Source organism: Merdimmobilis hominis, from assembly GCF_900104615.1.
Taxonomy (GTDB): domain Bacteria; phylum Bacillota; class Clostridia; order Oscillospirales; family Ruminococcaceae; genus Merdimmobilis; species Merdimmobilis hominis.
This window is the reverse complement of sequence record NZ_LT629939.1, coordinates 2,405,940-2,421,082: the sequence shown is the minus strand read 5'-3', so window position 1 is coordinate 2,421,082 and position 15,143 is coordinate 2,405,940. Positions and strand designations below refer to the sequence as shown.

Genomic DNA, 15,143 nt, shown 5'->3' with positions numbered 1-15,143 from the left:
CACCTGTGAACAGGACTTCATAACGGCAATTCTGAGCGGATTTGACAGCAACAGATTTTTTCGCGATACAGCGAAGTGGATGCGCCGGAGAACGAACCGGCTTCGCTTTTTTATTATCTGAGTTTTGGAGGGGATTTGAATATGAGTGTACGCAATGAAATCAAGGCGCAGATCATTCGCGCCGGTTTTACCATGCAGGAAGTTGTTGACCTGTTACATGATGAATATGGCTGGTCGGACAGCGTTTCCAATTTGTCCGCCAAGTTGCAGCGGGAGAGCATCCGCTATAAAGAGGTCGTCGAGCTTGCCGACGCGCTGGGTTATGAACTGATCTGGCAGAAACGGAGGGAAAAATAAATGAGTAAGCCGCAGTTTGCGATTCTCCGCTTTGCAAAGTACAAAGGACCGGAGATTTCCAACATTGAGGCGCATAATGAGCGCACAAAAGAGGAATACGCCAGTAATCCGGATATTGACAAGAGCCGCAGCCACCTGAATTTCCACCTGCTCGAACCGGAGCGCAAATATCGTGCAGAGGCAGAACGGCAGATCAAGGATGCCGGTTGCCGCACCCGTTCGGACAGCGTGCGGCTGGTGGAGGCTCTTGTGACTGCAACGCCGGAGTTCTTCAAGGGCAAGAAAAAAGCTGAAATCAAAACCTATTTTCAGGAGGCGCTGAACTTTATCCGGGAACACCAAGACCCGAAAACCATTATATCTGCTGTGGTGCATATGGACGAGAAAACGCCCCATATGCACCTTTCTTTTGTCCCGCTGACAGCGGATGGGCGGCTCTGTGCCAAAGAAATCGTAGGCAACAAGAAGAAGCTAACGCAATGGCAGGACAGATTTTGGGAGCATATGGTCAAAAAATACCCGGATTTGGAGCGAGGCGAGAGCGCCAGCGAAACCGGACGCGACCATATCCCACCGCGGGTATTCAAGGAAATGACTCGCCTGACCAAGCAGAAGACCAAGCTGGAAGAATTGCTTTCAGGCGTCAATGCGTTCAATGCCAAAGGAAAAGCAGCAGAAATCGGCGCTTTTTTGGACAAGTATATTCCTGCTGTGGAGCAGATGCACACGACACTGAAAAAGTACAATACGGCGTTCACGGTCACAACTGCCGAAAATAAAAAGCTGAAAAAGAAAACGGAGCAGTTGAAGCAGTCGCTGGACAAAGCTACACAGGAAAGCACCTTGAAAAAGCTGGCTGACGCCAAGCTGCATCGGGATTATGAGGATGCCGTCGCCGTGCTGGATCGTATTCCGAAGGAAGTGCTGGCGGCATATACGCACAGAACGGAGAAAGAGAGGGAGACTGCCTATGGTAGATGAATGGAGCGGTTTCGCCGCTTTGCTGGCAAATTTGATTGAAAAGTATGCCGTGGTTCTGAATCTTGACGCGCTGCCCAATCTCGTTATAGAGGAAGCCGTGTCTGAAAAAGATGATGCTGATAAGAATATTCACGAAAACGATATTGAACCCGTGAAAGCGGCATGATATAATCGTCATGAAATAAGTGTCCAAACCGCCATTGCAGGAGCAAAAGCTCCTGCAATGGCAGAAAACGAGGTGAAGTGACAATGGAACGCTGGGAGAATGAGCAGAACAATTCTGAAATGATGATTTATACCACAGAGGATGGCTTGACAAAGATCGAAACGACCTTCGATGGAGATACCGTTTGGCTGTCCATTGACCAGATGGCAGAGTTGTTTCAGAGAGACAAGTCTACCATTTCCAGACATATCAAGAACATTTTCACTGAGGGCGAATTGAAGCGAGAAGCAGTTGTTGCAAATTTTGCAACAACTGCCGCTGACGGTAAGGCTTATCAGGTGGATTACTATAATCTCGATGTTATCATTTCTGTCGGCTACCGTGTGAAATCTCAGCACGGCGTGCAGTTTCGTATTTGGGCAACAGGAATTTTGAAGGAGTATATGCGAAAAGGCTTTGCTCTGGATGATGAGCGTCTGAAAAATCTGGGTGGCGGCGGATACTTCAAGGAGCTGCTGGAGCGTATCCGCGATATCCGCGCTTCCGAAAAGGTATTTTACCGTCAGGTGCTTGAAATCTACGCAACCAGTATTGACTATGACCCCAAGGCGGAAATCTCCATTCAGTTTTTCAAGAAAGTCCAAAATAAAATTCATTATGCCATTCATGGGCAAACAGCGGCGGAGGTCATCTACACACGCGCCGATGCGGAGAAAGAATTTATGGGCTTGACTACCTTTGCGGGCAGTCAGCCCACGCTGAAAGAGGCGGTAGTTGCCAAGAACTATCTGAACGAGAAAGAGCTTCGTGCTATGGGGCAGCTTGTGTCCGGCTATCTGGATTTTGCGGAACGGCAGGCGGAGCGGGAGCAGGCAATGACCATGCAGGACTGGTCGGAGCACCTTGATCGGATTCTGACCATGAGTGGAGAGCAACTGCTGATTGGCAACGGAAGTGTCAGCCATAAGCAGGCTATTGACAAGGCAACCGGTGAGTACAGAAAATACAAGGCCCGTACCCTCAGCGAAGTTGAGCGCGATTATCTGGATTCCATCAAGCTGTTGGAGCAGAAAACAGATAAAAAGTAGGCTGAGGCGGAGAAGATATGATGAAAAAAGAAAAGGTAAAAGTCTATATCTATACGCGCGTGTCCACTGCCATGCAGATTGACGGATACTCTCTGGATGCACAGAAATCCAGAATGAAAGCCTATGCCGAGTTCAATGACTATGAGATTGTGGGCGAATACGAGGATGCCGGTAAATCCGGCAAGTCAATTGAAGGGCGCGTGGAGTTTAACCGCATGATGGAGGATATCAAGTCCGGTAAAGACGGCGTGTCCTATGTACTGGTGTTCAAGCTTTCGCGCTTCGGCAGAAATGCGGCAGATGTCTTGTCTACCTTACAGGTCATGCAGGATTTCGGTGTCAATCTGATTTGTGTGGAGGATGGGATCGATTCCTCCAAGGACGCCGGGAAGCTGATGATCTCCGTTCTCTCTGCTGTGGCTGAAATTGAGCGTGAAAATATCCGTGTGCAGACAATGGAGGGCAGAATCCAGAAAGCCCGTGAGGGTAAATGGAATGGCGGCTTTGCGCCATATGGCTACAAGCTGGAAAAGGGACAACTTTTCATCAATGAGGAAGAAGCAGCGGCAATCCGCGTGATTTTTGACCAGTATGTGCATACGGATACCGGCGCAAATGGTCTTGCAAAATACCTTGCAACCCACGGGATTCACAAAATTCAAAGGCAAAACGGGAAAAATCCCTTATTCGATGCAGCGCTGATCCGCAGGATTCTGAAAAATCCGGTATACTGCGGGAAAATCGCCTATGGCAGACGCCGGACGGAGAAGGTGCATGGCACCCGAAATGATTACCGGCTGGTGGAACAGGATGATTATCTGCTGGTGGATGGCCTGCATGAGGGAATCGTTTCCGAAGAACTATGGCACGAGGCGCAGGTCAAGCTGCTGGCACAAGCGGAGAAATACGAACACGTCAACAGGGGCAAGGACACCAAAATTCATCTGCTGTCCGGTATTGTGAAATGTCCGGTCTGCGGTGTGGGAATGTACGGAAACAAAAGCATCAAACACAAGGCGGACGGCTCAAAATACAAGGATTTTTATTACTATGGCTGTAAGCACCGTACGATGACGCGCGGTCATAAATGCGATTTCAAGAAACAGATCCATGAAGAATTGCTGGACAGCGCCGTTGCGGAGGTTATCGTAAAGCTGGTAAGCAATCCGAAGTTCGCCGCCATGATGCAGGAAAAGATCAACATGAAGGTGGATACCTCGGCCATTGAGCAGGAGATTGCGGCGCATGAAAAGCAGCTTCGCCAGAGCTATTCCGTAAAGGTACGGCTGATGGATGAAATTGATTCTCTCGACCCGGACGATAAGCACTACATCAAACGCAAAGCAGACCTTGATGACCGGCTCTACAAGATGTATGATAAGATCGAGGATACAGAAAACCAGCTCGTTGCTGCCAGAGCCAAGAAGATGGCGATTGAGGCGGAAAAGCTGACGGGCGACAACATCTACAAGGTGCTGATTTACTTTGATAAGCTCTATTCCGTCATGGACGATCAGGAAAAGCGGCAGCTTATGGAATCGCTGCTTTCCGAAGTCCAGATTTATGAGGAACGGCAGCCCAACGGTCAGTGGCTCAAGTCCATCAAATTCAAGCTCCCAATCATTGCGGAAGATATGAGCTTGAGTTTGGACAACGATGCACATATCGAGACGGTTGTCTTGCTTTCCAGGGAATAAGTCGGCTCTAAAAAAGTACGGGCGGCGTTCTTTATAGAATGGAGGGGACAGAAGGCGCGATACGCCAAATATCGGGCCGGCAAGCCTTCCACAGACCGGGCCAGAAAATAAGTTGCCCGCCTACTGAACAGCCCCTCCCCCGCTGAGCACAGAAAGCCGGCGGATATCCGAATTGCTTCAAAAGCGGGTGCAGCGGCGCCCGAATCCTACACCAAAAACTCCCCCGGGCTTTATAAAACCTGGGGGAGTTTTTTTATAACTAGGGATTTATTCCATGACGCTGGGGGAACTGCCGCTGACGCCAGCCAGGGCCAAAGCCAGCAGGAATGCCTGCTGGGCACCCTCATAAGCTTTATCGATGACAAAGAACTCAGAGAGCATATGGGCATCGGTGCTGGGGCCGCCGGAGCCAAGGCAAACGGCGGGGATACCGGCATCCAAGGCCATGTTGCAGTTGGTGGAGCCGCCCTGTTCAAACTTGGGCTCATAGCCAAGGTGTTTGATGATGGTGTACAGCGCCTCTACGATGGGGGTGTGGGGGTCCTGGGAAGCGGCGGGAACGTCGCAGTACTGTTTGTAATCCCAGGTGATGGTGTCTTTGCCCCATCTGGCGGTCTCCTCGTCGGCGGCCTCCTGGAGGGCGTTCATAATGCGGGTGTTCAGTTTCTCCAGTTCCTCAGCGGAGTTGGAGCGGAAGTTGAATTTGATGGTGGCACTGGGCACGATGGCATGGATGCTGGCGTCGCTGCCCGCGTGGAAGTTGGACACGCAGAAGGTGGTTCTCGGGTCCTCAGGGACCTGGAAATCCGCGATCTTAGCGACCGCTCTGGCTGCGGCGTGCAGCGGATTGGCAACCTTGCCGAAAGCGCCGTAGGCATGGCCGCCGATGCCGTAGAAGGTGGCCTCATAGGTCTTGAAACCGGTGGCCTCATAGGTGATGCCGATGGGGCTGGGGCCGTCTACGCTGATGCTTGCATCGATCTTATTCTCCGACAGGAATTTCTTCATGCCGCCCAAAGAGCCCATGCCCTCTTCTTCCACAGTGCCCACAAAGACAATGTCGCCGTCGGTTTCAATGCCCGCAGCGTCCAAAGCCCGGGCAACGGTCAGACAGACCACCATGCCGCGGGTGTCGTCGCCGATGCCGGGCAGATGGATGACGCCGTTTTCAATCTTGGGCTCCAGCTTGGTATCCATGGGGAACACGGTGTCCATATGGCCTTCCATCAGGACGGTGGGGCCTTTGCCCTTGCCCTTGCGGGTGCCGACTACGTTGCCAAACCGGTCCATATGTACATCGGAAAGGCCCAAATCCTCAAAATATTTCATAAAGGCTTTGGCTTTCTCCTGCTCATGGAAGGTGGGAGAGGGGATCATTGCCAGGTCAAGCTGGTTCTGCACGGTCTGGTCGTTGTCCTCTTTAATGAACTCCAACCCCTTTTTCACCGCGTCCAGAGAAACCATTTTGTCGACGATTTCTTTCACCTTGGGGGAAACTACATAATCCATAGCAAAATACCTCCTTGTTGTATGTCAATGAATTGCTTGCCAAAATCTATGGTTTTATTATGCGCCTTTTGTTGTGCAAAATCAAGTAGATTTTTCCTGATACATGGAAACAATCTATGAATTTCATCTATATTCTCTTCTGTTTTTCCCCGCCGGATCGATCGATGAAAATTCCCGGACTCGACGGTTTCCCGGTTGTGATCTCCCCCTTTCTGTAGTACAATAGTCCTGTTGGCAAAAACTGCCTATCAAAAATTTCGCCTTTTTTAGGGGGGCTCCCCCCTGGGGCGATGGGAGGGTCAACCCAATTATGAAAGCCAGAATTCCCGCTAAGAGCCCGCTGGTGCTCCTGTACCGCTTGGGCGGTTCCACCCCCAAGGGGCAGCTGCTCCGCCGGACGTTGGACGCCGCCGGACTCCCCTACCGGGAGATTTCCCCCAGCCAGCTGAACCAGACCTTTGGAGCGCTGGCCGCTTCCCCCGACCCGGCGATCCCACCCTATGAAGGACAGGCCCCGGACTGTGAATTCCTGGGGATGTGCCACTTCACCTCCCCTCAGGTCAATGCCCTCTTGGAACAGCTGCGCAAGGCGGGGGTGCCCAAAATCGACCTGAAAGCCGTCCTCACCGAATCCAACCAAGGTTGGCCCATCCTCCAGTTATTGGTGGAGCTGCGCCGGGAACACGAGGTGATGGAGGTTTACTCCCGGTTGGTGCCACTGATCCGGGAAGCGGAATCCCTGCCGGAGGAAAATCAGGATCCAGTGTTGTGGAACTCCCTCAACCAGGCAATTTTCGCCGCCAAAGGCGCCCTATCCGCCGAGGAGCCCACCTCCGAAAGCCTGACTGCGGCTTTGGAAAACCTGCTCGCCGCCCGCAGCGCCCTGCGCTGATGAAATTGTCCTTCCCCCCACAGCCTCCCCCGAGTGGCTCCCAATCCCCTAAGGGGTAAAGAAACGCCCGCCTATACAGCGGGCGCTTTTTCTTTATCGGGCGGATTTCCAGCGGGTCAGGTAGTAAACCGGCAGCCCCGCCAAGGTGATGCCCAGCCCCGCCAGGGATTGAAGGGGCTGGTTCCAGATGGTGCTCCCCAAAATGTAGACGCCGCCCAAAAGGCCCACAATGGGGGTCAAGGGGTAGAAGGGCACCCGGTAACCACCGGGTCTGGGCTTGTGGACACGGCGCAGCCGGAAGATGGCCGCCACCCCCATGGTGAAGAAGATCCACAACACAAAGACCAATAAGTTGGTCAAGGTGTCAAAGGTGCCGGAAAAGAGGTAAAAGAGGGCCACTGCCCCCATGAGCAGCAGGGAAAAGAAAGGGGTATCAAACCGGGGGCTCACCCAGCCCCACAGCCTGCCGAAAGGGAACAGCCCCTGGGAACCCATGGAGTACGGCACCCGGGAACCGGTCATCAGCAGGCCGTTGATGGAACCAAACACCGACACCATGATCCCTAAGGCCACAATGGTGGAGCCGATCCTGCCAAAAATCCGCACTGCGGCGTCGGCGGCAGGGGTAGAGGATGCCACAATATCCGCCATAGGCAGCACCCGGAAGATGGCCAGATTAAACAGCAGATAGGTGGCGATGACAAAAAACACCCCTGTACCGATGGCCCGCGGCAGATCCTTAGCCGGGTTTTTCAACTCCCCAGCCACATTGGTGACGCTGATCCACCCATCATAAGCCCAGAGGGTGCTGAGCACCGCAGCGCCAAACCCCGTCCCTGCCGGAAGGGGCTGCTGGATGGAAGATGTCCCTCCCCAGCCCAGCACTAAGCCAAAGGCCACAATCAACGCGATGGGCAGCAGTTTCCCCACCGTGGCCGCCAGCTGGATCCGGCCGCCGAACTGGGTGGAGATGATGTTCATCGCAAGCAGAAACAACAGGACCCCCACCGCTAAAATCTGCCTTTGGACGGCGGTCATAGGGACAAAAATAGTAAAATAGGTGGCAAAGGCAATAGCCTGGGCAGCGATGGAGGCGGGATAGGAGATCATCGTCTGCACCCAGCCCAGGAGGAATCCCACCGGCTCGCCGTACAGCTCCTCCAAATAGATATAGAGGCCGCCAGTTTTGGGGATGGCTGCGGCGATCTCCGCCACTGTAAGGGCGGAAGCCAGGGTGATCACACCGCCGGTGATCCAGGCGGCGATGCTCATGGGGATGGAGCCAGCTTCGGCCAGCACCACGCCGCTCTTCAAAAAGATACCGGACCCGACGATCATCCCCACAACCAGGGACAACGCCTCCAAAAAGGTTAAACTTTTTTCTGGGGTATTGCTGTTCATACTGCGCCTCCCAATTTTGCTGGAATCACCCTAACAGTATTCGCGGTTTTTTCGCTGGCAAACTGCCAAATTCTGCCGGCCGCTTCCCTTTTGTGTGTATCGCGCCAAAACACCCGCTCAATTTCACAAAAATTTTCCACATCTCCTCTATTTCTGTGCTATACTAATCACAAGCAGTGGATATGCAGGGCGCCTAGCGCCCCTGCACCCCGCAGGGATGAGGGGCCCTCCTGCCAGCCCCTCACACCCCCGGCACTTCCTTTTATGCGGATAAAAGGAGGCAAAACCCGCCGGGGAGACCCCGATCCCCCTATTTTTGTGTGCCACAATGGGTACGCTCGGAAAATCCTTCTTAGCGGTTTCCACACCTCAAGCGAAGGATTTTTCCGCTGGCGCGGATGCCCTCGCGGGGCTACAGGCCCTAGGGAGCCAAGGGAATGGATGTCTCCCCCTAGTATATTCACAAATTTTCCCAGCCATGTCCACACCGGTGCCATAATTTCGCGGTAGGATGACCATACTGACTTTGTACCAAACTGGATATATTCAGTTTTTATATGGATTGTAAGGAGGACCCCATGAACAAAACCATTTATTTCGGCGGCCCCATCATCACCATGGAGCCGGACAGCACCCCATCCGCCCTGCTGGTTGAGGGCGGCAAAATCCGCAAACTTGGCGAAAAAGAGGAGCTTTTGGCCCTCTGCCCCGATGCGCAGCTTTACGACCTGAAGGGACACACCCTCCTCCCCGCCTTCATCGACCCACACAGCCACATCACCTCTTTCGCCAATACCCTTGGCTTAGTGGATTTGGATGATGTGGGCAGCTTTGATGAAATTGCCCAGCGGATCGACGCCTACCGCAAAGAGCGGAATATCCAGCCCGGCCAGTGGATCATCGGCCGGGGGTATGACCACAACACCCTGGAGGAAGGCCGCCACCCCGATAAATTCTCCCTGGACAAAGCCGCCCCACAAAACCCGGTGCTCATCGCCCACCGCTCCGGCCACATGGGGGTTGCCAACAGCCTGGGACTCCAGGAGCTGGGCATCGACGCCTCTACCGAAAACCCTTCCGGCGGGATGATCGGCCGGGTGGAGGGTTCCAAAGAGCCGAGCGGCTATCTGGAGGAGAATGCCTTTATCGTCTTGGCCTCCAGCCGCATGCCCCGCCCTTCCCTGGAACAGCTGATGGACCAGATGGAGGAAGCCCAGAACATCTATGCCAGTTTCGGCATCACCACCGCCCAGGACGGCGCCACCCGTGCCGCCGAATGGAAGCTATTGGAATCCCTGGCCCAGCAAGGGCGGCTTAAGCTGGACACCATCGCCTATGTGGATTTGAAAAACGCCAAAGAGGTAATGGAAGAAAATCCCTCTTACATCGAGCAGTACCATAACCACCTGAAAATCGGCGGGTATAAAATCTTTTTGGACGGCTCCCCCCAAGGGCGCACTGCTTGGATGACCAAACCCTATCTGGGCGGAGACGCGGATTATAAAGGGTATCCCATCTACGATGACGCCACTGTGGAAGGCTTTATGGAAACTGCCCTGAAGGAGGGCCGGCAGATTCTAGCCCACTGCAACGGCGACGCCGCCAGCGACCAGATGATCCACGCCTACAAGGCGGCAGCACAAAAGCTGGGAGAGCCCGCCGACGGCCGGCCGGTGATGATCCACTGCCAGCTGACCCGGGGCGATCAGTTGGCCGAGATGGCCAAACTGGGGATGGTGGCCTCCATCTATGTGGCCCACACCTATTATTGGGGGGATGTCCACCTGAAAAACTTCGGCGAGGAGCGGGGCGGCCATGTGAGCCCGGCGGGAAGCGCCATCCGCAACCATGTGGTGTACACCTTCCACCAGGACACCCCGGTTCTCCTGCCGGACATGATCACCACCTTGTGGTGCGCCGTCAACCGGGTCACCCGGGCGGGAGTTCCCTTGGCCGAGGAGGAAAAAGTCTCGGTGTATGACGCCCTCAAAGGCATTACCTGCAACGCCGCCTACCAATACTTTGAAGAGGACCGAAAGGGTTCCCTCAAGGAGGGGAAACTGGCCGATCTGGTCATCCTGGACCAAAACCCCTTGGAAATCGACCCCAAAGACTTGCGCTCCATCCAAGTTCTGTCCACCATCAAGGAGGGCGAACCCATCTACACCAAAGCATAATTCCGCCTCTGCACCGGGGCGGCAAAAATCCGCTGGGACTTTCACCCCAGCGGATTTTTTCTGTGCTTTGTGCTCTTTTGCCGATTCTTTTCGCCACAGGGGAAAGCAATCCTACAGAATATCCATTGTTTTGCAGGGGGAGGCTGTGCTACAATAATCGCAAAGCGATTATTGGGGAAGAAATTTCTTTCGGGCGGTGCGCCCTCCTGCGGCAAAGCCGTACCGAAATTTTTCCAGTCCCTGCCCACCCCAGGCTACAACAACCGCAAAGCGATTATTGTAGCACAACAACCATTGGGGAAGGAGCCCTCATTCCATTGTTATAATCCTTGTTTGTGGCAATGGCAGGGCCTTCCCCTTTCTCTGGCGCCGAACCATTGCGGCGCCAATTCTTTTTGTATGGGAGAGAACCATGAACTACGACGAGCTGCTCAACATCTCCACCGAGATCGGGTACCGCCTTCTGGAAAGCGGCGGCGAGATCTACCGGGTGGAGGAATCCATCCAGCGCATCTTTGAAGCCTACGGCATCTTCACCGCCGAGGTATTTGTCATCCCCAGCTGCATCATTGTCACCGTCTGCGATGAAGACGGCCACTCCCTGACCAAGATCCGGCGGATCCGCGGCCTGGGGATGGATCTGGAAAAGGTAGTCCAGTTCAACGCCCTGTGCCGCCGCATCTGCCGGGAACGGCCGGAGTTCCAGGAGGTCCACCGGGAAATCCGCCGCATCGACCAGTGCACCGGCTACACCTTTTGGCAGCAGCTGTTTGCCTTTGCCCTCATCTCTTTCTCCTTCACCCTGTTTTTCGGCGGGGATCTGACCGACGCCTGCTTCGCCATCTTCTGCGGCATCGGGGTGAAGCTGGTGCTCCACAACATGTCCCGATTTGAAGCCAACAGCTTTTTTACCAACATCATCGCCAGCGGGACGGCGGCAGTAATCGCCCTCTTTTTTGTTCGGATCGGCCTTGCCCACAACTCGGACAAGATGATCATCGGCACCTTGATGAACCTGGTGCCCGGCATTGCCATCACCAACGTGATGCGGGACATCATCGCCGGGGATCTGATCGCCGGGCTGATCAAGCTGACCGAGGCGCTGTTGGTGGCCACCGCCATCGCTTTGGGAGCGGGCATGGCCATCACCCTCTCCCAGATTTTATTGTAAAGGGGGCCCACCGATGCGTTATCTTTCCTGTTTGTACATCTTTATGGCCTGTATGGGCTTCTGCATTGTCTTTGACATCCGCTCCCCCAAACACATGGTGGTCGCCTCCCTGGGAGGTTCCTTAGGATGGCTTGTCTACCTGCTGGCCTCCGGCCTCAACAGCGACCTGTTGCAGTTCTTCATCGCCTCCTGCGTCATCTCCGCCTATTCGGAGTGCATGGCCCGGGTATTTAAAGCGCCAGTTACCGGATTCCTCATCCTCTCCATCCTGCCGCTGGTGCCAGGGAACGGCATCTACTACACCATGGAATACTGCATCTCCGGCCAGGTGGACCAGTTCATCAGCACCGGGATGCACACCTTCGGCATCGCCGGCTCCCTGGCCATGGGGGTGCTGTTTGTCTCCTCCAGCGTGCGGCTTTTCCGCACCATCCGCCTCTCCCGGCAGAAAACAGCTTAACCCGGCGCCGCGTTAGACCCTCAGCAAAACAAAAACACCCCCGGAAGCAGGACCTGCTTCCGGGGGCTTTTTTCAAGAGAAGGATTTATTTGAGGATCATGGCAGTCAGGTCCATGGGATCGACAATGACGCCGTCCTTGTAAACCCGCATGTTGCCGGAGGCGATCTCATCGATCAAGATGACCTCGCCGTTGTGGTAGCCAAACTCAAATTTGATGTCGTACAGCTCCAGACCCTTCTTGGCCAGGGTGTCGCGGACGATGCCGGAGATTTTCTGGGTCAGCTCTTTCATCGAATCAAACTGGGCCCGGGTCATGATGCCAAGAGCTTCCAGCCCTTCACAGGTGATCAGGGGGTCGCCCCGGTCGTCGTCTTTCAGGGTTGCTTCCACATAGGCATCCAGCTTGTCGCCCTCGTTGGCATAAGCGCCATAGCGGCGCAGGAAGCTGCCAACCGCGCGGTAGCGGCAGATGACCTCCAATCCCTTGCCGAACACTTTGGCGGGGAGGACTTCCATGGTGGCGTTCTCTACATCAGCGCTCACATAGTGGGTTTTGATGCCAGCAGCCTTCAAAATCTCAAAGAAATAAACAGAGGTCTTCAAGTTGGCTTTTCCGATACCGTCAATGCTTAAGCCCACAGTGTTGGCACCGGGATCAAACACGCCGTTTTCCCCGGTAACGTCATCCTTGAATTTCAGCATGTAGTTGCCGTTGTCCAACTCGAACACGTCTTTGGTTTTGCCCTGGTATACCTGTTTCATCCAAAAATCCTCCTGTTCATATTGCAAAGTTTCAACTTAGAACAATGAATACGCTTTATCATAGCATTTTTTAGCAGGTTTTGAAATCCCTTTTGCAATAATTTCTTGAGGAAATGGCAAAAAATCTCTTTTTCTCCCATTTCATGTCGGCTTTTCCCCCAAAAACATTGGTGAAAAAGGAGTTTTCTGCGGCTGGAAAAGATTTTTTCCTGCATCTTGACAAGCTCCCGCGTTTGTTCGCTATAATAAAAGGGAATCCTAAATCTGGAAATCCCCACAATGGAATGGGAAAGGCGGTGAACCGGCATGGGGCAAAGCAAGCGGCTTCCCGATTCGGTTTCGTTCAATTTGATTCCGGCGCTGGCCATCATCCTGGCGGCCCAGCTCAACATCAACCTGTTTGTCAGCGATTTTAAAATCTCGGTGGCAGTGGTGCTGCTGCCGGTGTTTTCCTACCTGCTGTCCGGTTTCAACCTGCCGGTGGTCACCCTGCTCTGTGCGCCGGGGGTGTTCCTCTTCCGGTCGGCTTACCACTGGCTGACCACCGACAGCTGGCAGGGCGTCCTCACCGCCTATGGGCCGGAGATGTTCTTCTACCTGGTCTACGGCTTTTCCCTGTACGGGTACCTGCGCAGGAGGAGCCTGCACAAGGATTACGCCCTCCTCCTGCCGGTGCTGACCGGCATCGACTACCTGGCCAACCTGACTGAGCTTTCCTTCCGGCTGGGGACCGGGGTCTTCGCCATGGAGATCCAACCCCGCCTCATCCTGGTGGCCCTGGGGCGCAGCCTCCTCACTGCCGCGCTGCTGGCCGCCTTTGAGCTGTACGGCTTCTCCCTCTTGAAAAAGGAACACGCCCAGCGGTACCGCAAACTCCTCCTGCTCACCTCCAAGTTGCGGGGGGAGATGGTCTGGATGCAGAAAAACGCCTCCCTCATTGAAGAGACGATGAACACCTCCTACCGGCTGTATGACCGGCTGAAAAAAGAGGGACACGACCCTGCCCTGGCCGACGCCGCTTTGACGGTGGCCAAGGACATCCACGAGGTAAAGAAGGAATACGGGATGATCCTGCGGGGGATTTCTGAGGCCCTGGACGCCGACCTGGACAAGGAGCGGATGGGCCTTAGGGAGATCTGCGGCATATTGGAGGAGAGCCTCCAACGGGAGGCCAAGGCCGCGGGCAAGGAGGTGCGCCTCACGGTGGAGCTCTCCCGGGATTTTTTGGTCAACAAGCCCTACTACACCATGAGCATCCTGCGCAACCTGTTTACCAACGCCTTGGAGGCCAAAGAGGATGGGCCGGTGGAGCTCTCCCTCAAGGCCAAGGAAGAAGGCGGGCGGTGGCTTGTCACCGTGTCGGACAACTGCGGCGGGGTGCCAAAGGAATATCTCTCTGAGATCTTCTCCCCCGGCTTCTCCACCAAAATCAACTTTGAAACCGGGGCGGTGAGCCGCGGCCTGGGCCTCCCCTTGGTCGTCGACCTGGTGGAGCACGAGCTGGGGGGCCGCCTGACAGTGGAAAACGCTGGGGAGGGAGCTGTCTTTTCCTTAGAAATACCCAAACAATCCATGGAGGTGACGGAATGAATTTTTATCTCGTTGATGATGACCGCAATGTGCTGGCTATCGTGGGAATGATCGTCGAAAAGCGGGGCCTGGGGCGGGTGATCGGTTCCGCCTCCAACGGGGCCGACGCCCTGGAGGACCTGCGGGACCTTACCCCGGACATTGTCATCGCCGACCTTTTGATGCCGGTGATGGACGGCCTCACCTTTGTGGAGGAGGCGCGGAAAAGCCACCCACAGCTGGCGTTTATCATGCTCTCCCAGGTGTCCTCCAAGGATATGATCGCCGACGCCTATGAAAAAGGCATTGAATTTTTTGTCCAAAAACCGGTCAACAGCGTGGAGCTGGAGACGGTGATCAAAAAGGTTTCAGCCAGCCTTTCCATGAACCGGGCTTTTCTCAAGATGCAGAACCTCTTCCAGCAGGAGATGCAGCTGGCTCCCCAGCCGGCGGCTCCCAAGCCTCAGGAGGCCCCTCACCTGGCCAAGCTGAAGACGGTGCTCCAGCGGTTGGGCATCATCGGGGACCTGGGCAGCCGGGACATCCAGCAACTTGTGGATTACCTCATCACCCATGGCGAAGACCTGGGCTCTTCCACTTTAGGGGAATTGTGCGGGAAGTTCAGCCAGAACCCCAAATCGGTGGAGCAGCGCATCCGCCGGGCGGCCAGCACCGGCCTTGTCAACCTGGCCAACCTGGGGCTGGAGGATTACACCAACGAGATTTTTACCGAATACGCCAGCACCTTGTACAACTTTGAACAGGTCCGCCGGGAGATGGACTGCATCCGTGGCCGCAGCGACCAGCATGGCAAGGTGTTTATCAAAAGTTTTCTCAGTGCGCTGGTGGCCTATTGTCAAAATTAGTGACAAATTTAAGACCAGTATTTTTGATTTCTTGTACAAAATTTCA

The 15,143-nt window shown here is 54.6% G+C and carries 14 protein-coding genes; 11 read left to right on the top strand and 3 right to left on the bottom strand.

Translation table 11 applies throughout. From position 1 onward, the window contains the following. Positions 1-141 precede the first annotated feature (141 nt). The 5 genes from BQ5353_RS11645 (at position 142) to BQ5353_RS11630 (ending at position 4,289) form a co-directional block, all read left to right on the top strand. The gene (locus tag BQ5353_RS11645) at positions 142-357 is read left to right on the top strand and encodes a phosphoribosylglycinamide formyltransferase (RefSeq protein ID WP_071428310.1); all 216 of its coding nucleotides are present in this window, start codon (positions 142-144) and stop codon (positions 355-357) included. Then, positions 358-1,338, top strand: coding sequence for a MobV family relaxase (mobV, locus tag BQ5353_RS11640; RefSeq protein ID WP_071428309.1), 981 nt, complete (start codon positions 358-360; stop codon positions 1,336-1,338). Then, entirely contained in the window at positions 1,328-1,504 is a 177-nt protein-coding gene (locus BQ5353_RS12935) for a hypothetical protein (RefSeq protein ID WP_154667594.1), read from the top strand. Before mobV ends, BQ5353_RS12935 begins: the two co-directional genes overlap by 11 nt. Before the next feature lie 83 nt (positions 1,505-1,587). Next, entirely contained in the window at positions 1,588-2,592 is a 1,005-nt protein-coding gene (locus BQ5353_RS11635; protein WP_071428308.1) for a virulence RhuM family protein, read from the top strand. Between the two features lie 20 nt (positions 2,593-2,612). Then, entirely contained in the window at positions 2,613-4,289 is a 1,677-nt protein-coding gene (locus BQ5353_RS11630; RefSeq protein WP_071428473.1) for a recombinase family protein, read from the top strand. 267 nt (positions 4,290-4,556) lie between these two features. Here the strand turns inward: BQ5353_RS11630 and BQ5353_RS11625 are convergent, their stop codons facing one another. After that, the gene (locus BQ5353_RS11625) at positions 4,557-5,798 is read right to left on the bottom strand and encodes a M20/M25/M40 family metallo-hydrolase (protein WP_054332195.1); all 1,242 of its coding nucleotides are present in this window, start codon (positions 5,796-5,798) and stop codon (positions 4,557-4,559) included. Between the two features lie 310 nt (positions 5,799-6,108). On the opposite strand from BQ5353_RS11625, the gene BQ5353_RS11620 reads away from it, so the two are divergent. Then, positions 6,109-6,690 (top strand): DUF3783 domain-containing protein, encoded by a 582-nt coding sequence (locus tag BQ5353_RS11620; protein WP_054332194.1) that lies wholly within the window; start codon positions 6,109-6,111, stop codon positions 6,688-6,690. A 93-nt stretch (positions 6,691-6,783) separates the two neighbouring features. Here BQ5353_RS11620 and BQ5353_RS11615 read toward each other — a convergent pair whose 3' ends face one another. Next, on the bottom strand, positions 6,784-8,091 hold the full coding sequence (locus BQ5353_RS11615; RefSeq protein WP_071428307.1) for an APC family permease: 1,308 nt from the start codon (positions 8,089-8,091) through the stop codon (positions 6,784-6,786). A 578-nt stretch (positions 8,092-8,669) separates the two neighbouring features. Here BQ5353_RS11615 and BQ5353_RS11610 point away from each other — a divergent pair. The 3 genes from BQ5353_RS11610 to BQ5353_RS11600 all read left to right on the top strand — a co-directional run bounded on the left by BQ5353_RS11610 (position 8,670) and on the right by BQ5353_RS11600 (position 11,899). After that, positions 8,670-10,268 (top strand): amidohydrolase, encoded by a 1,599-nt coding sequence (locus tag BQ5353_RS11610; protein ID WP_071428306.1) that lies wholly within the window; start codon positions 8,670-8,672, stop codon positions 10,266-10,268. A gap of 412 nt (positions 10,269-10,680) precedes the next feature. Beyond that, positions 10,681-11,439, top strand: coding sequence for a threonine/serine exporter family protein (locus BQ5353_RS11605; RefSeq protein WP_071428305.1), 759 nt, complete (start codon positions 10,681-10,683; stop codon positions 11,437-11,439). 13 nt (positions 11,440-11,452) lie between these two features. Beyond that, the gene (locus BQ5353_RS11600; RefSeq protein ID WP_071428304.1) at positions 11,453-11,899 is read left to right on the top strand and encodes a threonine/serine exporter family protein; all 447 of its coding nucleotides are present in this window, start codon (positions 11,453-11,455) and stop codon (positions 11,897-11,899) included. Positions 11,900-11,984: 85 nt separating this feature from the next. On the opposite strand, the gene BQ5353_RS11595 is transcribed toward BQ5353_RS11600, so the two are convergent. Further along, on the bottom strand, positions 11,985-12,662 hold the full coding sequence (locus BQ5353_RS11595) for a phosphoribosylaminoimidazolesuccinocarboxamide synthase (protein ID WP_071428303.1): 678 nt from the start codon (positions 12,660-12,662) through the stop codon (positions 11,985-11,987). Positions 12,663-12,968: 306 nt separating this feature from the next. Here BQ5353_RS11595 and BQ5353_RS11585 point away from each other — a divergent pair, with 306 nt between their 5' ends. Together BQ5353_RS11585 and BQ5353_RS11580 are read left to right on the top strand one after the other, a co-directional pair. Further along, positions 12,969-14,252 carry a sensor histidine kinase gene (locus tag BQ5353_RS11585; protein WP_071428301.1) on the top strand — a complete coding sequence of 428 codons (1,284 nt, stop codon included), beginning with the start codon at positions 12,969-12,971 and terminating at the stop codon, positions 14,250-14,252. Further along, the gene (locus BQ5353_RS11580; protein ID WP_054332190.1) at positions 14,249-15,097 is read left to right on the top strand and encodes a response regulator; all 849 of its coding nucleotides are present in this window, start codon (positions 14,249-14,251) and stop codon (positions 15,095-15,097) included. Before BQ5353_RS11585 ends, BQ5353_RS11580 begins: the two co-directional genes overlap by 4 nt. The last annotated feature ends 46 nt before the right edge of the window (positions 15,098-15,143 follow it).